17 protein-coding genes are annotated in these 18,042 nt (G+C 64.1%); 6 read left to right on the top strand and 11 right to left on the bottom strand.

Annotated elements, in window-relative coordinates:
• Nucleotides 1–35: 35 nt before the first annotated feature.
• Both AB7531_RS11615 and AB7531_RS11620 read left to right on the top strand, forming a co-directional pair.
• Nucleotides 36–848 (top strand): hypothetical protein, encoded by an 813-nt coding sequence (locus tag AB7531_RS11615; RefSeq protein WP_231142826.1) that lies wholly within the window; start codon nt 36–38, stop codon nt 846–848.
• Between the two features lie 1,096 nt (nt 849–1,944).
• Nucleotides 1,945–2,727: a helix-turn-helix transcriptional regulator gene (locus tag AB7531_RS11620; protein WP_063986186.1), complete on the top strand. Its 783-nt coding sequence runs from the start codon at nt 1,945–1,947 to the stop codon at nt 2,725–2,727.
• 55 nt (nt 2,728–2,782) lie between these two features.
• Here AB7531_RS11620 and AB7531_RS11625 read toward each other — a convergent pair whose 3' ends face one another.
• The 4 genes from AB7531_RS11625 to AB7531_RS11640 all read right to left on the bottom strand — a co-directional run bounded on the left by AB7531_RS11625 (nt 2,783) and on the right by AB7531_RS11640 (nt 8,275).
• Nucleotides 2,783–4,255 carry an HlyD family type I secretion periplasmic adaptor subunit gene (locus AB7531_RS11625; RefSeq protein WP_063981831.1) on the bottom strand — a complete coding sequence of 491 codons (1,473 nt, stop codon included), beginning with the start codon at nt 4,253–4,255 and terminating at the stop codon, nt 2,783–2,785.
• Nucleotides 4,252–5,988 (bottom strand): type I secretion system permease/ATPase, encoded by a 1,737-nt coding sequence (locus AB7531_RS11630; protein WP_063986187.1) that lies wholly within the window; start codon nt 5,986–5,988, stop codon nt 4,252–4,254. Before AB7531_RS11630 ends, AB7531_RS11625 begins: the two co-directional genes overlap by 4 nt.
• Before the next feature lie 141 nt (nt 5,989–6,129).
• On the bottom strand, nt 6,130–6,588 hold the full coding sequence (locus AB7531_RS11635; RefSeq protein ID WP_028150787.1) for a hypothetical protein: 459 nt from the start codon (nt 6,586–6,588) through the stop codon (nt 6,130–6,132).
• A 250-nt stretch (nt 6,589–6,838) separates the two neighbouring features.
• On the bottom strand, nt 6,839–8,275 hold the full coding sequence (locus AB7531_RS11640) for a hypothetical protein (protein ID WP_231142823.1): 1,437 nt from the start codon (nt 8,273–8,275) through the stop codon (nt 6,839–6,841).
• Between the two features lie 348 nt (nt 8,276–8,623).
• Here AB7531_RS11640 and AB7531_RS11645 point away from each other — a divergent pair, with 348 nt between their 5' ends.
• Nucleotides 8,624–9,649 (top strand): hypothetical protein, encoded by a 1,026-nt coding sequence (locus tag AB7531_RS11645; protein WP_231142821.1) that lies wholly within the window; start codon nt 8,624–8,626, stop codon nt 9,647–9,649.
• Here the strand turns inward: AB7531_RS11645 and AB7531_RS11650 are convergent.
• From AB7531_RS11650 to mdcA, 7 genes are read right to left on the bottom strand one after another with little or no spacing between them, the layout of a single operon-like run.
• Nucleotides 9,589–10,509 carry an acyltransferase domain-containing protein gene (locus tag AB7531_RS11650; protein WP_084795019.1) on the bottom strand — a complete coding sequence of 307 codons (921 nt, stop codon included), beginning with the start codon at nt 10,507–10,509 and terminating at the stop codon, nt 9,589–9,591. The genes AB7531_RS11645 and AB7531_RS11650 overlap by 61 nt on opposite strands.
• Nucleotides 10,509–11,372, bottom strand: a complete 864-nt coding sequence (mdcB, locus tag AB7531_RS11655) for a triphosphoribosyl-dephospho-CoA synthase MdcB (protein WP_063981834.1) — start codon at nt 11,370–11,372, stop codon at nt 10,509–10,511. Before mdcB ends, AB7531_RS11650 begins: the two co-directional genes overlap by 1 nt.
• Nucleotides 11,369–12,016, bottom strand: coding sequence for a malonate decarboxylase holo-[acyl-carrier-protein] synthase (mdcG, locus tag AB7531_RS11660; protein ID WP_231142819.1), 648 nt, complete (start codon nt 12,014–12,016; stop codon nt 11,369–11,371). The genes mdcB and mdcG overlap by 4 nt, the downstream gene beginning before the upstream one ends.
• A complete protein-coding gene (gene mdcE / locus AB7531_RS11665) occupies nt 12,009–12,749 on the bottom strand; it encodes a biotin-independent malonate decarboxylase subunit gamma (protein WP_063981836.1) in 741 nt (246 codons plus the stop codon). The genes mdcG and mdcE overlap by 8 nt, the downstream gene beginning before the upstream one ends.
• The gene (locus AB7531_RS11670; RefSeq protein ID WP_063981837.1) at nt 12,736–13,650 is read right to left on the bottom strand and encodes a biotin-independent malonate decarboxylase subunit beta; all 915 of its coding nucleotides are present in this window, start codon (nt 13,648–13,650) and stop codon (nt 12,736–12,738) included. The genes mdcE and AB7531_RS11670 overlap by 14 nt, the downstream gene beginning before the upstream one ends.
• The gene (mdcC, locus tag AB7531_RS11675; protein ID WP_063981838.1) at nt 13,647–13,964 is read right to left on the bottom strand and encodes a malonate decarboxylase acyl carrier protein; all 318 of its coding nucleotides are present in this window, start codon (nt 13,962–13,964) and stop codon (nt 13,647–13,649) included. Before mdcC ends, AB7531_RS11670 begins: the two co-directional genes overlap by 4 nt.
• A 10-nt stretch (nt 13,965–13,974) precedes the next feature.
• Complete coding sequence (mdcA, locus tag AB7531_RS11680) at nt 13,975–15,621, bottom strand: malonate decarboxylase subunit alpha (protein WP_063981839.1); 1,647 nt, start codon at nt 15,619–15,621, stop codon at nt 13,975–13,977.
• Between the two features lie 193 nt (nt 15,622–15,814).
• Between mdcA and madL the strand changes: the two genes are divergently transcribed.
• The 3 genes from madL to AB7531_RS11695 are packed head-to-tail and all read left to right on the top strand — an operon-like array spanning nt 15,815 to nt 17,703.
• Nucleotides 15,815–16,255, top strand: a complete 441-nt coding sequence (madL, locus tag AB7531_RS11685; RefSeq protein ID WP_028149209.1) for a malonate transporter subunit MadL — start codon at nt 15,815–15,817, stop codon at nt 16,253–16,255.
• On the top strand, nt 16,252–17,016 hold the full coding sequence (gene madM, locus AB7531_RS11690; RefSeq protein ID WP_063981840.1) for a malonate transporter subunit MadM: 765 nt from the start codon (nt 16,252–16,254) through the stop codon (nt 17,014–17,016). Before madL ends, madM begins: the two co-directional genes overlap by 4 nt.
• Nucleotides 17,017–17,703, top strand: a complete 687-nt coding sequence (locus tag AB7531_RS11695; RefSeq protein ID WP_063981841.1) for a GntR family transcriptional regulator — start codon at nt 17,017–17,019, stop codon at nt 17,701–17,703.
• Nucleotides 17,704–18,042: the final 339 nt, after the last annotated feature.

Genomic DNA, 18,042 nt, shown 5'->3' on the forward strand with positions numbered 1-18,042 from the left:
ATTTCAGCCGATATCGTGTAGCGCCGTGTTCAAGCATGCCGTTCGAGTCTGCATCGGCCATTCTGAACGTAAGCCCGGCCCCAGTCTTTCCTTGCGGAGACTTCCGGGTCTTCGCGACACATTTTCCAGCTGGATTGGCCGACCCACGCACCAGGGGCACATGCTCGTCTGACCCGATTCACGTTCAGTCGACGAGGCGGGCGAAACGTGGCTCGTTAGTCGCCGTTGTGGCTAACAAGGGTCAAACAAACCGCTCACGATTGGAATTTCGGACTTCGGAGAAGCTGATGCCCATTCCGTTGAGGATTTACATCACGCCATTTGCCGACAGGGGGGTCGTTGAGCCCGGGCAATGGAGCAGCGACACGGCCAAGAAGGCGCTCGACGTGGTCAATACGATCTGGTCAAAGGCCAAGATCGCGTTCGTGATCAGCGATTGCTTGATGGAGAAGCCGCTCGACATGGCAAAGAGCGCGCGCAGCAATGATCAGCGATTGCTGGGTGTTCTTGCCTCTCGGCACGATCCGGACAATGCCATCCACATCTACATCGTCAATTCGATTGAAAATCTATCCGCCGGCGGAAGTTCATACCCCAATAGCGAACCCGAGCCGGCAAGCTTCGTCCAGTGGTATGGCAATGACCACGCCAATGGACGCGCCTGGGCTCACGAGCTTGGCCATCTGATGAGCCTCGATCATGTCGAGATCGACTATTCCAATGAGAAGCAGGCGGCGCAACGCGTCAAGAACCTCATGACGAAAGGATTGAGCGCCGGCTCCGACTTGACTGGCCAGCAGATCGATGCAGCCAAGGGCTCAAAGCTGATCAAGCGATTTGGCGGATAAGTCGTCGGCCGACCGCCGAAGTCGCCGTCGTCCTGCAGATCGCGTGTCCGAAGCGGGGGAACGTCCTCCTCGCGTGGCGATCTCCGCCGAATTCAGAAAAACGACTACATTGTGGCAATCGGCGCGGTCATTTCGGCACGGGTCTGGAGCCCGATCTAATCCGCCCATCCAGGCATGGGCCGGACAACGGCGCGCGCTTAATGGGCGCTTAATGCTTTTGCGCAACAGATAGATCACCAGCGCGGAATTAGTCCTAGTTACGAGTGCGAGCCGAGCTCCCGGAGGAGGGGAATCGGATGGGACTGCTTTTTGTCGGAGTGCTGGCGGGAGTCCTGATCGGCTTTGGCTGGTTTGCGCCTTCCCGAGGGTACTTCCTCGGATGCGCGTCACGACCCTGTTTCGCTGTCGCCCAACCCGCGCAGCCAATGCCGACGGCGTTGGCGCAAGAGCCTGCGGCTGTCAGATCGAGTTCCGCAACGCCGGCAAGGCCCGGCAAGACATCATCTCCGAAATCTCCGAAGAAACGCGGATCGACCGACCTTGCCAAAGCGGCGTCCCCGCGGACGAGCATCAGCGTCCCGGCATCCGAACGGCCCGCGGAAATGCCGGACCCTGCTCTGGACAAGGCGAAGGTTGCGATCGCGACGCAGATGAGGGGGCCGGAAACGGTCGAACTCAGCGACGTGAAGCGCGCAATGCGAAAGAACATGTTTGGACGCCCCGTGGATACGATTTGCGGCCGCGTGAAAGGAAGAAGCGCGTCAGGCGGCGAGACTGGCGAGAGGCCGTTCCTGTATCTCGTGAAGGAGGATGAAGCATATGTCGTCGACGGCAAATCAGGGTCGGCGGCGTCAACCGCGTATCGAAACATCTGCAATTGAGGGAATGCGTCGACTGCGCCACGGCGTGGTGCGCGTCGAAATGATTTGAGCGGAAAGAATTTCCACCCAGGCGCCAGGTGACCCCGCAGTGGATTTGGCACTAGCGGCGGCACTGCGCCGCTCTCGTGATGCTGCATTCAGGTTGAATGCAGGAGCAGGGGAGACGCAATACGGAATGGGAATATCGCGGAGGTTCTTTTCATCTCGAGGACATCATGCACGACATAACCAACGCTTCAAAACGGCTCAATGAATCGCTTCACTTGCCGGTTCTGGTGATCATCGAGCCGCTCCTGTTGCCTCGTACATGCATTCTGCACGTCCTCAGGCGGGAGCTGGACGAACTTGAGATCCTTGACATGGCATCGGTCCAAGGCCTGGACTGCACGTCAGCCCGCGATGTTCGTCTGGTGATGCTGAGTATCGCGGACAAGCCCATCGGCGATCCCTCGGTTGAGGATGATCTCGCCTTCGTTGCGGAGTGTTGTCCCAACGCCGCCACTGTGGTCCTGTCAAACCACGAGGACGAGCCGACCGTGCAGGCCGCGATGCAGCGGGGCGTGCGCGGCTTTATTTCCACCTCGCTACCGATCGAGATCGCCATAGCCGGCCTGCGCCTTGTTCTCGTCGGCGGCGCCTACAGGCCGTTGCCTGTGGCCGGGATGAACAGGATACCGGATTTCGAGCCGCCGGATGCGCGCGGGCTCGCGCCCGCATATCTGATGAACGAGGGAGCCAGAGTGGCTATCGACAGGAGCGTGACCGATCTCACGCCTCGTGAGCAACAGGTTCTGGCGGAACTGGAGCTCGGCCTGCCCAACAAGCTGATCGCCGCCAAATTGGGCCTGTCGGAAAGCACGGTCAAAATGCACATTCAGCATATCATGAGGAAATGTGCCGCGCACAATCGCACGGAGGCCGTGCTCCGCTGGCGCGGCCGGTTGCCCGCGCCGAGTCGCGATCACGTCCCCGGCGTGGCTCTCATGCCGGAGACCTAATGCATGATCCGGACCCGGAAGGCGCGATGACGATTCACCCCAATCTCATCGCGCTTCAGTCCTCTCTGAATGCACCACGGAAGCTGTCGAGCAGGGGCCTGAGCGCGTAGAGAGCCACGGTGCCGCGCCCCGTCGTGATGAACACCTGAACCGGCATGCCGGGGACGATCTGGATGTCGTTCGCGACGATCTGTCCGTCGTCGATCCGGATCCTGGTCGCGTAGTATGGCTGGTCGGTACGCTTGTCGAGCAGCCGGTCTGCGGATACGTGCACGACGGTTCCCTTCAGGCGAGGCACGCGACGCTGATTGTACGGTACGAGTTGAACCTCGGCATTGAGGCCGGGATGAACCACATCGATGTCCTCGGGCCTCAGGCGCGCGGTCACGATGAGACGGTCTTGCCGGGGCACCAGGTCCATGAGCGGAGCGCCCGCTCCGATGACGCCGCCGGCCGTATGAACCCGCAGATCGGTTATCACGCCGTCCTCGGGCGCCTTGATCTCCGTTCGCGATAGCTGATCTCTGGCCGCAAGCAACCGCTCGCGGAGTTGGAATATCTGGTTCTGTGCTTCACGAAGCGACTGTGCGATCTCGTTCTGCCTCTCGCTCTCGAGCTTGAACAAGGTGGCCTGCTGTTCGCTGATGACCTGCCCGGCGCGGGCAATCTGCGCGGCGATCTCGCCGCGGCGGCCCTCAACGTCGGCCAGCTCCCGCTGCAGGTTCAGCAGCCGTGGCCGCCGTTCGAGTCCCTTGTTGACGAGGGTCGCGACCATATCCAGTTCCTCCCGAACGATGTCGACCCGTTGCCCGGTGGCGGTTTCCTGAGCCTTGAGACCTTCGATCTCCTTCTCGACTTGACGCCTTCGTTCGCGAATGACCGCAAGCTGCGACTCGTGAACCTGGAGGCGTGCCTGAAAAATGAATTGCTGCGCCGACACCGCGGCGGCCGCCACCTCGCTCTGCCTGCTGTCCTGTTCCAGCGCGTCCGGGATTGCGATCCTCTCGAATCTCTGCTGCTCGGCTTGAAGCCGTGCGGCACGAGCAGCGGCATCCCAGAATTGGCCTTGGAGGCTTTGCATCTCCGAGCCGGCCCGGGTGTCGTCCAGCTCGATCAGCGTTTGGCCGCTGCGCACGATATCGCCATCCGAAACCAGGATCTTCCTGATGATACCGCCTTCCAGATGCTGGATCGTCTTGCGGCTCGATTCCGATTCCACGACGCCGGACGCGATCGCGGCGCTCTCGAGCGGCGCGAGGCTCGCCCATGTCCCAAGCCCCAGCATGAAGCAGAGCACCAGCAGATTGCCCGCGACGGTGATACCGCGAAGCCTTCCACGCGGAGAGGTCGGCGTGGGCGTCGAGCACCATGGAAATTCCAGAGGCTCGAAATCGTCGATTGCGGTCACCACGACGCCAGATCGCCGGGCGGGCAGCGGGCTCGCCGGCGCTCGCATGAGCTGGTCCCAGACCATGGGAAGTCTCGAGACGGCGGGAAGCTTCCAGACGGTGAGAGAGTTCCAGATCATGGCGCTATCTGCGAAGTAACCTGGGGTCGGCTCAGGTGCCGTTCAAAGATGTCCTCGCTGTCGCCGAACGCGGCGACCGCACCGCCCTCCATGATGGCAATCTTGTCCGTGGCGGCGAGGAGACCCATCCTGTGGGTGACGACGACAAGGATGACGCCTGCGAGCTTCATGCGCTCGATGGCATCCAGGAGCATTCGCTCGCCCCCATAGTCGAGGCTGGCGTTGGGTTCGTCGAGAACGACGAGGCGTGGACTGCCGAAAAAGGCGCGGGCGAGACCGAGGCGCTGCCGATACCCGCGCGAGAAGGTTGCTTCGCTCTGAACCACCGTGTCGTACCCCAGCGGCAGGCCCATGATCGCCCCATGGATACCGACGAGCTTGGCCGCTTCGATGACCTTCCGCCGGTCGGCATCTTCAAGGCGTGCGATGATGTCGTTGATCGTGTCGCCGAGCAGGTTGATGTCCTGGGGGAGATATCCGAGGCGGTCGCCGCTTCGGCCCTCGCGAAGCAGCGAGACGTCGGTATTGTCGAGGAGGATACGGCCATGCGTTGGCATCGACAGCCCGGCGATCACCTGGCCGAGCAAGGACTTGCCTGATCCGGACGGACCGATGATGCCAAGGCATTCTCCGGGCATGAGGGTGAACGAGACACCGTTCAGCAGAAGATGGCTGGTCCCCGCAAGCCTCACGCCGACATTGTCGACGACGAGGCCGCTTGGCGCCTGCAGCGGAGAAACCTCCGCGCTCTGCTGCCGGGCGGCGGGGAATGCGGCGAGAAGTGCGCCGAGCCGCTGACAGGCGCTCACGGCCGTCACGAGTGATTTCCAGCCTGCGACCGCACTTTCGACCGGCGCGAGCGCCCGGCTGAACATCAGCGTGGCAGCAAAGATGATGGCCGGACTCTTCCCGTGATCGAGGACAAGCCATGCGGCAGCCCCCATGATCAAGACCTGCGACAGCGCGCGAACCGGCTTGGTGGCCAGCGAGACGATCTCGCCTCGCCGGAGTGCCACATCGTGCTCTCTGCGGGCGTGCTGCGCGTCACGGTGGATCATGCGCGCAGCGCTATCGAACATTCCCATGGCGCGGATCATGTGGATGTTGCTCGCTGCAGTCTGGAGGCGGCCGCAGCTTCTGGACAGCGCGGCGCCGGATCTGAGCAGAACGTCTTCGGTGACCAGCTCTCCGGCAACCGTGAGCGCGAACAGGAAGGCGACGCAACAGGCGCCCACCACGCCGAGCAGGGGATGGATCAGAAAGAGGACAAGGAGGAACAGGGGCGCCCAGAGCGCGTCGAACAGCATCGGACATGCGCCGGACTCGACGAACTGGCGCAGCACGGTGAGATCCCGATACGCGCCCGACGCTTGCGTCCAATCGCTGCGAAGCGCCGATTCGAGGCCGGCCGAAAGTACGCAAGGACGAAGGCGATCGTCGAGCCAGGCGCCAAGGCGTCCCAGGACGGCGCGCCGCAATGCATCGAACACGCCGCCGACGACCACAGTGATCGCGACAATGAGCGTGAGCAGGAGCAAGGTGTCGCCACTCCGGCTCGACAACACCCGGTCGTAGATCTGAAGAAGATAGATGGAGGGCGCAAACAGGAGCAGGTTGTAGCTGCAGCTATACGCGAATACGAGACCGAGCGGTCCCGCGCAGGACCGGAGTGCCGCGTGCAGTGGCGTCCCGATCTGCGGCAGGATAGGCAACCGAATGGGCGGCATCAGCATGATCGTCACCGCCTGAAATCGAGGTCCGGCGCGCTTGACCGATGGCCAACGCAATCCGGCAACGGCATCGGTAGATCATTGGCGTGAAATCCAGGACCGGCGGCCGCGGCCGCCGGTCCTGCCAGTCGGACGAGCGGCTGGTTAGAGCGTATCGAGATGGAAGGTCACTCCGCCACCCCATGCGAAGTTGCCGTCTCCGCCATCGCCGCCGATGCCGGCCACAACTTCCTGGTGCTGGTCCACCATGACCTTGTTGATCTGGGTGGCATCCGTATTGGCGTAGACCTTGGAGGTATCGTAGCCGCTGTAGGATTTTTGGCTTCCATTCGACTCGGCGTCTCCGCCATGGGCCTTCGAAAAATACGAGGCCTTGGCGTTTGCGCCGCCGGCATCCCAATCCGCCGTCTGTTTGACGTGATCGCCGGTGTTCACGTGCACGTCGGCACCTTCCGCCTTGTTGGTCGGATCGTAGTTGACAGTCGGCTTGCTGATGATGGCTCCCTTGAAAGTACCGTCGCCGCCATTTCCGGCACTTTGACCACCGGTGTCGATCGATTTGACTTTGATCGTATCCGAGATGTTGATTGCCTTTGGCATCATTTGAGGCCTCCGTCGGTTTGTTGGCTGTCGTGCAACATCCATCCCGATCAGGCGGACGCGCGCGGCAAGTCTGGTCCGCCCACGCGCGATGGCGATAGATGTCAAATCGGACACCATCCGGTTTGGTGGGCCTACGTACGAAAGTACGACATTTCGTCAGGAGAGGCGCCTCTGCGCGGGCTTTGCATGCGAAGAGTGGCGACGGCGCGTGCCGCGATGCGATCGGCTATGCGAGCGATGCGACGTTTCGTTATGCCACCAGGTGAATATCCGACAAGAGATGCGCGGCATCGCCACCCAGTGCGAGATTGCCGTGGCCGCCGTCCCCGCCAACGCCGGCGATCTGGACCGCACTCTGGTCGATGTGCACGTTGTTGACCTGATCGGCTACGGCCGTCGAATGGGGACCTGCGATTGCGATGTTGATGGGTGCATAGATCGCCACGCTGACGTCGATCAGACTGCCGGCAAAATAGCCGTTGCCGCCATTGCCTGCGCTGTTCGAACCGGTCGCGATCGTATCGGAGCCGCCCCACAGATTATGGGAGAGAAGGCTTGCATGGCCACCCGCTGCGGCGTTGTCGTTGCCGCCGTGCCCGCCAATGCCAGCGATCTGAACCGCGGATTGATCCACGGAGACATCACTTATCTGGACCGCGTAAGTGCTGGAGCCATAGCCCGCGATTGCGATGTTGATCGGGTTGTACATTACAAACGAGGTATGGACGAGTTCACCGTGGAACACGCCGTCACCGCCATTGCCGGCCTGGCTTCCGCCCGTTTGAACGCCAAAGACGCCGCCTCCGTTGCTTGATCCCCAGCTGGGGTCGAGCGTCATGACGCTGCCGCCGGCGGCCAAATTGCCATTTCCGCCACTTCCGCCGACGCCCGCGATCTGAGTGGCCGATTGATCGATATCCACCGTGTTCGATTGACTTGCATGCGCAGTGCCGCCCGAGGCCGCCACCGCAATATTGATCGGATGATAGATCACCACGGGAGCGTCCACGATCGCACCCGAGAAATAGCCGCTGCCGCCGTTTCCGGCGCCGTTGTCACCGCTCGCGATCACGCCGGCGCCTAAGGACGTACTGACGCTGCCTCCCGATGCAATGTTGTCATTGCCGCCATGGCCGCCGACGCCGGCCATCTGAAAAGCGGACTGATCGACATTCAAATTGTTGGACTGGTTGGCCAGGGCGACCGAGCCGTATCCCAAGCTCACCGAGATGTTGATCGGTTGATAGATCAACAGGGACGCGTGAATGATGCTTCCGTAGAAGTAGCCATCTCCGCCGTTTCCGGCCGTGTTGGCTCCGCTCTCGACCGCAGCAATGCCCATCCCGGGATGTGATGCGCCGGAAGCGGGCGTGGTGGACGAAGCATCCAGGCCCGCCGCAGCGTGGTTGCCGACGTGGCCGCCCGTGTCGCCCACCGACGTGGGATGTTTGGATTGAATCGGGTCGGAGTCATGATGCTGGGTGTTCGCGCTCGCGGGGTGCGCTCCAGAATCTGCAAATTGACCTGCAAACGGGCGGGGACCATGGACCAGGGCGCCACCGCCAACCGCGTCAGTCAGGAACGGTGCGCTCGGTGCCGGACCCGCTTCGTCGTCACCATCGTACCCATCGTGGCGATGGGAGGCGTGATGCAGCCGGATTCCATCCGACATCCGCGAAAAATCCATCGTAGCCTCCCTCATCGCAATCGCTCCGCGCGATCGGACGGGTTCTGCACTCCGGACAGACTGTCATCCCGGGAAGGTCGAATGCCCAGTCGTCAGTTCGGATATAGCGCTTCGTCTGGCACCCGTAACATCGGCTACATCCGTTCGGGTAAACAGCCTTTGCAACTTTGCGTGGGCCGATGCTTGAAAGTGCGACCTTGAGGGGATGGCGAAAATGGACAATCGAGCTGACGGCCAGATCGCCTGCGGCCAAAATGAATCCACGGCGTTGCCGGATTTAAGTCGCATTGCGACCTAGGTCACGGCCAACGCTCCCGTCCGGGCAGGGGCGCAACACCGGGGTTTTCCATGTCCGGTCATTTGCGAGTTTATTGCGCCGCTTTTACGCTTATTGCAGGTCTCTCGACATCATCCGCGTTTTCGACGCCTCTTTCCGAACTCTTCAATGCCGGTCCCGCCACAGCCCCTGCGCCCGCTTCCGCGGAAGCAGAGTGCTTGACGCGGCCCGGCAAGTCGACCGCCGATGGCCAGCACTGGGTCTATCGGGTGGAAGGCCAGCGCAGATGCTGGTTCCAGATCGCCGAAGGAACTGAGAGGGCGAAGAAGCTGGTTCAGCAACGCGCCACCAAACATCGTGTCGCCGCGGCCGAAGAGAACCAGACCGCGGCGCGCAAGCGGAAGACGGTGGTGGATGCGCGCGCGGAGCTGCCGCGCTCCGCACCTGCGGATACGTCCCGGCCGAGCCCGTCCGTGCCCGCGCAGGTGGTTGATGCCAGTCCCGTCCTCGCCACCGGGATCGCAACCCGCGCGTCGCCGGCCCCCCTTTCCAAACGCGACCGGCTCACGGCCGACGAGATCACGCCGCGCCAGGTCGACGTGGAGGCACTCCTTGCTGCGGCGCCAGCCGCCAGTGACGTGGTTGCCGCCTCGGCGGCGCCGCTCGCCTTTTCCGCCGCAGAGGCGGGCGATGACGGACGGGTTTGGACCTGGCTTGGCATGCTGCTGATGGCTTTGGGGCTTGTCTCCGTCTTGAGCGCGAGTCTAACCATTCGGTGGGCCGCGCTGCTGCCCCAGCTATTATTCGCTTGCCAGCGGCGAGTTGACGCCAGCAGGCAGAATGGGCCTCGAGCTCCCTGGCGGCGCGGCTCCCTGGTTTGGGTCCAACAGGGCTTATGGGGCAATGCCTGGCGTCGCTCAACACCACAGCTTTCAGCACCGATCGCGGTGAGTATCTGGAGGCTTCTCTTGTCGAGGGCGAGTTCTCTCGAGAAATTTCATGCGTTCGCTCAATCGCGAGCCGCCGGGCGCCCTGCCTATTCGGAAACAACCCAATTTCGCAGACCATCGATCGTGCGAAATCCGTCGGCGGCGTAGCAGCGGATCGATGGATGGAAGCCTTGCGTCATCTCGGCAAGCGCGTGTCCTGGACCGAGGTCCAGGACTTGATCGACCCCGAGCTCTACGAGAGCCTCCAGCGTCGCCGCCCAGTCGATCGGGCGCGCGATCTGGCATGCGAGCTTTGCTGTCGCATCGGTCACGGAGAAGATGCGCTCGCCGCCATCCCCTGCGAGGAGGGTTCGTTGGTCTGCGACAGGAGCGCGTCTGCTGGTCGCAAGCGCTTGCTGCAAGGGCGTGCAGGCCGGTTCGAGACGCGTCGTATGCGAGGCGATTTTGACGGCGAGAAGACCGGCGCGGGCGGCGCCCTGTGTCGTCGCCTCCTGACAGAGGGCGATGACATCGCACTCCGCGCCTCCAACCACGACAAGAAGGCCGGGATTCCTGATTGCGATCTCGCAGCGGTGCGTCTCGAGCAGGTGTTCGAGCGTGGCTCGTTCGAGCCCGCGGACATAGCCGAGCCGCCCATCCGGCCCCGCCACGCCGTCCATCAATCGGGCGCGGATATCGGTCAGTCGCAACGCTTCGGCGGCGGTCCATATTCCCGCAACGCTCCAGGCCGCCATCTCGCCGACGCTGTAGCCCGTGACAGCGGTGCCCTCAGTCAGCAAGTCCGCGATACAGGCGTGGATCGCGAGCGCCGATGTGACGGTTAGGATCTGGCTGGCATGGTTGGCGGACAGCTCGTCCGCGCGGCGCGTCCTGATGAACTTCCGCGGATCTTCGCCGAGACAAGCGGTCGCAGCGGCGAAGACCGATTCCGCAGCAGGCCGATCGGCGACAAGATCGAAGATATTGTCCGACAGGGTGCCTTGTCCGCCGCAGAGCAGTGCAAGCATCAGGGGGCCAGCCGATCGACGAAGAGAGCGTCCACAAACAGAGCCATGGCGAGCAGATCTGCCGATCCGCCCGGACTGAGATTGCGCGCGACGAACGCCTGGTGAATGCCGTCGGCGTGCTTGCGCCAGCCTGGGCAACCGATTCCGCCTGCGGCAAGGAATGCGGATGCGCTAGCCTGCGCGAAGCGCAATCCGTCAACTCCGCCCCTGTGCAACAGATTGGTGTCGGCAACATCTGCGATCAGCGCCATGCAGGTCTGAACCCGGACCGCCTCCTCATCCCGAGGCGCGAGCGTCCGCGCCGCATGCAGCGCGGGAAGGGCGATGTCATAGACGGAGGGGAAGCCACAAGCCGCTTCCGCCCTGGCGCCGCCGGCGCCGTAGCGACGTGACGCCACGGCGCCGTGGCTACGCAGGGATATCGGGCCTGCGTAGATGGCGTCGCCCCAACGTTGCGACACCAATTCGCCGAGCGGCTTGCGAATGCCGAGAGCGCCGCGATACCCGGCCGCGGCGCAGAGCAGACCCAGTCCGAAGATCGCGCCGCGATGCGTGTTCACACCTGAGGTCGCCGCCAACATCGCGCGCTCCGCCGCAACCCCGATCGCGCGCAACCGGTCCATGCCGGCGCCCTCGGCGCCCGCGGCTGCGAGGTCGTGGAAGAACGGAGCCAGCGTGTCGGCACTTCGGCACAGGAGCCCGGCGTCCATATCGCGATGCGCGCCGTTGTCGACGTGGCTGACGAGCCCCGGCTTCGGATAGGTCTCGACTTCGAGCTTCAGGCACAGTGATGCGAGATGACCGAGCTGCTCCGCGCGGAGCGCGCGTTGCGGCGGCGCTTGCCATCTCAGCGCGACATTCATGACGCGCCACCCGCGAGAAACGCCGCACGCATGGTGACATGAACGCCGGCCGCGCCCTTGACGAGGACTTCGTCCTCGTCAGCGCCGGTCAGCTCGCGCCATTGCACGCCGCCGGCGTGATAGACGATCTCGCCGTCGAGCCGCATCGGCGCCGTCTCTGCGATCCGCGCGATGTCGGACGGCAGGGTGTTCGCGTGCCTCGCCGACGACAGCGGCCAGAGCAGGTCGAGGTCCGATCCATCGGACAGATAGGGCAGGCCGGTGAGATGCTGCCAGGCCAGACTGCCGAATGTGCGTGTCTCCGGCAGAAGGCGGACGAGCAGGTCGATGGTCTGGCGCCACGACGCCGGCGCCGATGTTGCCGCATCCGCCAGCAATGGCGGCGGAGCATGCGTGATGAGTTCGCCGGGGGCGAGCGCGACGGCGATACGCCGCTTGCCGTGGCTCGGCGGCAGCGGCAGGCCAAGCGGAATCATGCCTGCGAGATCGTTGCAGGCCGGCCTGCGAACCACGAGCGGGCGGCCGGCGCGCGCCCAGCCCTCGATGATCGGCTCGCTGGCAAGCGCGGGATTTCGGCTCATCGCGGCCGCCCATCCGGTGGCCGAGGCCGTCACCATCGTATGGCGCTGGAGGGCTTCAGCCATGTGGCGCCCCCTGATGCGCGGCTGCCGCGAGCGTGACAACCCGATCGGCGATCTCGGCCGCCTTCCGCCGGCCGCCACGCTCGGCGCCGAGCCGGGCGCGATCGTCCTGTCCCTGCGGCCGTTGCAGCACGGCGGCAAGCTGCGGCGCCAAAGGTGTATTTTCATCCCAGACTGCGTGAATGCCGCCGGTCTGCACCATGTTGTCGAGGCCGGGCGCGAACACCGGCGTCGCTTCCGCCTTGGCCTTCAGCACATCGATCGGCAGCTTGGTGACCCGCGCCATCGACGGCAGATCCATCACGGCGGGATGCGCACCGGGCAGCGCCACCAGCGTAGCCGTGGCGAGCGCGGTGGCGATGAACGCGCCCGCCGCGCTACCGCCATAGAGCAGTCCGACGGTGCGATGTCCTTCGGCTTCGGCCAGCAGCAGGGTCTTGGCGAGATGCGACAGATACTCGCTGAGGCCGAGCAACTCGTCGCGCTTGCTCATGCGCTGGCTGGCGGAATCCACCAGGACCAGGATCGGCGCGCGATCGCCGGATTTGACGATCTCGATCACGCGCCCTGCGAGCACGATCGCCTCGTCGACGCCGAGCGGCTGACCCTGCGTGATGCCGAGCACGTGGACGCGACCTCCATCGGGCAGGATCGCCTGTCCCGCGATCATCGCGCCCGTGGTTGCGATCTTGCTGCCGTTCGGAAAGAGACTGGCCAGGATGTCATCGAGCGTCATCGGCGTTCTCCCTGTTGTCTGCCGCGCGAAGAAATGCGGCTGTGGGAAGCGCGGGAATCTCCGTCGGCTGGTCGATGCTAAGCGTCTGCCATATCTCGATGGCGTCGTCGGCCTCGCCGAAACGCTGCAATCGCCGCTCGAGGCGCGTCTGCTCGGCTTCGAGCACCGCCACGTCGCATCGCCTGTTGGCTTTGAGCGCGTCGACCGCCGCCTGACGAAACGCCTGCGCCTCGTCGTCGACGAACGCATCAGCGCCGCCGATGAGGTAGCGATGCTTGCCACCCATCGTGCGCCACACCAGCGCGCGATCGCGCGAGTCGAATTCCTCGATACCCTTGTTGGTCTCGATCACTTCGGGGCCGCTGACGCTGATCCGCCCCTGTTCGGATACGATCAGGTGCGAACAGGTGCCGGCGATCAGGCTGCCGCCGCCATAACAGCCGGCACGGCCGCCGATCAGGCCGACGACGTGGATGCCGGCGCGCCGTGCCTCGATGATCGCGCGCATGATCTCGGCGATGGCGAGCTCGCCCGCATTGGCTTCCTGAAGCCGCACGCCGCCGGTGTCGAACAGGATCAGTACGTCTTGATGAAGCGCACGCGCGGCGCGCAAGAGGCCCGTGAGCTTGGCGCCATGGACCTCGCCGAAGGCACCGCCCATGAAGCGTCCCTCCTGCGCCGCGACGAGCACGGGCGCGCCGTCCAGGCGGCCGCGCCCGACGACGATGCCGTCGTCGAACTGTTCCGGCAGGTCGAAGATTGCCAGATGCGGGCTCATCTCGCGCAGCTCGGGGCCGATGAATTCCTGGAAGCTGCCGGCGTCGACGAGCGCGTCGATGCGCTGGCGGGCGCTGGCCTCGTACCAGCTCAGCGAAACATTGTCGGCTGTGGCCGCTGTCATTGTTCGGGCTCCTCGATCTTGCGGACGCCTTGCGCAAGGCGCAGCGCGACTGTGTCGGGCCTCGCGCCGCCGTCATTGATGGAAATGCGTAAGCCTCCGGCAGAGCGGCGGGCGACGAAGTCGCGGACCACAGCGTCCCAGACCGTGCCGAAGCCATGGGCTGCGGTTGCGATGTCGATCGTGCACATGTCGGCCGGCGAGACGCGTTCCAGCAGGACCTCGAGATTGCCGGAGGCGACGACGCCGACGATCGCCTGGGGGCGGGTGCCGCCGGCGCATCTCGGGGCAGTCAGTCTGAAGCTGAGCTTTTCCATGCAAAACTCCTCACCAATTGCGGAAGCGGCTGGGCGGGCGGTAGAGACCGCCGGAGGCCAGCATGAGGTCCTTGATCGAGCGGGCCGCCAGCAGGCGCCGGTCGGCGTCGAGCGGATCGATGCCGAGATCCTCGGGGCGCCGGATCACGCCGCGCTGCCTGAGCTGTTCGACCAGCTTCGCATCACGCGCGCGTCCGATGTCGGTGTAGCCGGCAACGCCGCGGATCGCCTGCTCGCGCTCGTCCTTGCTACGGCACATCAAGACGTTGGCGATGCCTTCCTCGGTGACGATGTGGGTGACGTCGTCCGAGTAGACCATGACCGGCGCGAGATCGAGCTTGAGCTCGCGTGCCAGGTCGAGCGCATCGAGCCGCTCGACGAACAGCGGCGCATTGCGCTGACCGAAGGTCTCGCCGATCTGCACCACCAGCTTGCGGCCGCGGCGCAGCGCCGCGTTGGAGTCGGGATCGGCTTCGGCGCCGGCCTTGAGCCAGGGTTCGCTCGGGTGGCGCCGGCCGCGCGGATCGGAGCCCATATTGGGCGCGCCGCCGAAGCCGGCGATGCGGCTGGTCGTCACCGTCGAGCTGTGGCCCTCGAGGTCGATCTGGAGCGTCGATCCGATGAACATGTCGCAGGCATAGAGGCCCGCTGTCTGGCAGAAGGCGCGGTTCGATCGCAGCGAGCCGTCGGGCCCGGTGAAGAAGACGTCGGAACGCGCCGCGACGTAATCCTCCATGCCGACTTCCGAGCCGAAACAGTGGATCTGGTCGACCCAGCCGGATTCGATCGCCGGAATGATCGTGGGATGCGGGTTGAGCGCGAAATGGGTGCAGATCTTGCCCTTGAGGCCGAGCCTCTCGCCATAAGTCGGCAACAGCAGCTCGATCGCGGCGGTGTTGAAGCCGATGCCATGGTTGAGCCGGCGCACGCCGTAGGGCGCGTAGATGCCCTTGATCGCGAGCATTGCGGTCAGGATCTGGGTCTCGGTGATCGCGGCCGGGTCGCGGGTGAAGAGCGGCTCGACATAGAACGGTCTGCCGGCCTCGACCACGAAATGCACGAGGTCGCCGGGAATATCGACGCGCGGCACCTTGTCGACGATTTCGGTGACCTGCGCCACGACGAGACCGTTCTTGTAGCTCGTCGCCTCGACCACCGTCGGCGTGTCTTCGGTGTTCGGCCCCGTATAGAGATTGCCGTCCTTGTCGGCGCTCACCGCCGCGATGAGTGCGACGTTCGGCGTGAGATCGATGAAATACCGGGCGAACAGCTCGAGGTATGTGTGCACGGCCCCGAGCTCGATCTTGCGGCCGAACAGCATGCGCGCGATGCGGGCCGATTGCGGGCCCGAATAGGAGAAGTCGAGGCGTCGCGCGATTCCCTTGTCGAAGATGTCGAGGTGTGCGGGCAGGACCACCCCCGACTGCACCATGTGCAGGTCATGGACATCCTGGGGGTCGAGGTTCGCGAGCGCCGAGGCGAGGATGTCGGCCTGCTTCTGATTATCGCCCTCCAGGCACACCCGGTCCCCTGACCGGATCACCGCCTTCAGAAATGCCGGCAGGTTCGCGATGGGCACCATCTTGCCCTTCGCGTGCTGGCCGCCGGCCGCCAGGCGCTCCGCCAGGGCGGCCTTTTGCATACCCCAATCGCTCATTTCGGCTCCTTGGCATGCGGGGTTGGCTTTCGATTGGCCTAATGTATGCGTATTGCCTCCTTTTGTCAATTAGTGTATGCACAAATCCATAAGCGATGGATACTCGCATACACAGGAGGGAATTTACGATGAGAATGCATGCAGGTAGTCCAAGTCCTGGGGATCGTGCCTTGCTCGCCGAGGGGAGGCGCCCGTGACCATTTCCGGCGTAGCGCTGCTCGCGATCTGCACCCTCTTAGGGGGCCTGTTGGGGGACCTGCTCGGCGTCGCCCTCGGTGTGAAGGCCAATGTTGGCGGCGTGGGCATCGCCATGATGTTCTTGATCGCGGCCCGGCTCTGGCTGGTGCGGCACGGCATACTCAGCCACGGGCTCAAGACCGGCGTCGAGTTCTGGGGCAGCTTCTACATTCCGATCGTGGTCGCCATGGCCGCGCAGCAGAATGTGGTCGCCGCGGCAAAAGGCGGTCCGATTGTCGTCATTGCGGGGATCGGCGCGGTCGCGGTGTGTTTCGCGATGGTGGCCCTGATCGGCCGGTTCAGCGGTCGTGTCGAGACCATGGACGAGATCGAGGCGCGAGAGGCCGAGGCGCTCGCTGCACCTGTGCCCCACTTCAAGTCCGGGAGGATCGGATGATCATGATGTCTCACATTCTCGCCGCCAATGCGCTGATCACTGCGTTCGCGGTCGTCGGAATCCTGATGTGGATCTCCGGAGCGATCTCGAAATATCTCACCTTCGGGCGCATTCACGCCTCGGCGATCGCGATCATGCTGGGCCTTGCGCTAGCCTTTTGGGGAGGCATCTCCACCGGCGGCGAGAAGGGCGTGGCCGACCTGCCGGCCCTGGCCGGGATCGGCCTGATGGGTGGAGCGATGCTGCGCGATTTCGCCATCGTCGCCACCGCCTTCGAGGTCGATGTCGTCCATGCGCGCAAGGCCGGGGTGATCGGTGCGGTCGCACTCGGACTGGGAACGGTGGTGCCGTTCATTCTCGGCGTGTTCGTCGCCGCGGCGTTTGGCTACACTGACGCGGAATCGCTGACGACGATCGGCGCCGGTGCGGTCACCTACATCGTGGGCCCGGTCACGGGTGCGGCGATCGGCGCATCCTCACCGGTTATTGCGCTCTCGATCGCGACCGGTGTATTCAAGGCAGTGATCGTCATGATCGGCACGCCCTTTGTGGCAAAGATGATCGGCCTGAACAATCCGCGTAGCGCGATGGTGTTTGGCGGCTTGATGGGAACGGTCAGCGGCGTGTCTGGAGGGTTGGCGGCGACGGACCGGCGTCTGGTGCCCTATGGTGCGCTGACGGCGACATTCCACACCGGGCTCGGATGCCTGGTCGCGCCCTCGATCCTTTACTTCGCGGTGCGCGCGATCACGGGAGGCTGAATGGCAGAAATATTGAAGGTCGCAGTCGACGCGGAGGACTATGGCGGGCTGCTCTCCGATCGCATCCGGAATGCGCTCACGGACGAGATTGCCTCAGGTGCGCTCGTCGCCGGTTCGGCCCTGGAAGAGCAGCAGCTTGCCGATCGTTTTGGAGCTTCCCGCACGCCGGTGCGGGAGGCGCTTCGCCAGCTCGTGGTCAGCGGCCTCGTCGAGGTGCGCGGCCGCCGCGGCCTCGTCGTTGCGCGGATGACGCCGGAGCGCATCATGGACATGTTCGAGACCAGCGCCGAGGTGGAAGCCATGTGCGTCAGGCTCGCGACCTACCGCATGACCCCGCTCGAGCGGAGCCATCTGATCGAACTCCATGACGCCTCGTTGAAGATGGTCGAGGCCAACGATGTCGATGCCTATGACACGTTCAACCGCGAATTCCACGAATGCATCTATCGCGCAACGCACAACTCGTTTCTCGCCGAGCAGGCGCAGGACGTGCGTTCGCGGCTCAGCGCCTTCCGCCGCACCCAATTGCGGCAGGGCGATCGCATTCGCAAGTCCCGCGACGAGCATGACGCCATCATGCAGGCGATCGCGGAAGGTGACGGAGAGACTGCCGCGCGCCGAATGCGTGCGCACATGCTGAATGCCGCGTCCGCACTCAGGCGCTACATCGATGATCGCCTCGGCTGAGTAGCCCGATCGCACGATCGGGCCGATAGCATGACCGCATCCGGCGGCCGCAGGCATGGACCATTGGTAAGGTCGCGTGCCCATTCTGCCTGATCGAGGCGCGCCGCGCTCGCATCGCGCCGAGCGGCTTGAGCGCGGCGTCAAATATTTCTACATCCACTCAGATCCGTTCCTGCGTGCCGGTTTGACAGGTATCAGGAAGCTGTTAGGCCAATAGTCCGAAGCAAAACATACGCAACGAACCGTACTCCTGCGGCTTGGGCCGGCGCCTGGCTTGAGACGCTGGTCCTTGTCCCTAGGCATAGGGACAGACACGGCCCTGCGATCCGCCTAGGGTCG

The sequence above is a fragment of the Bradyrhizobium sp. 63_E2_N1_3 genome (assembly GCF_052076005.1).
Taxonomy (GTDB): domain Bacteria; phylum Pseudomonadota; class Alphaproteobacteria; order Rhizobiales; family Xanthobacteraceae; genus Bradyrhizobium; species Bradyrhizobium barranii.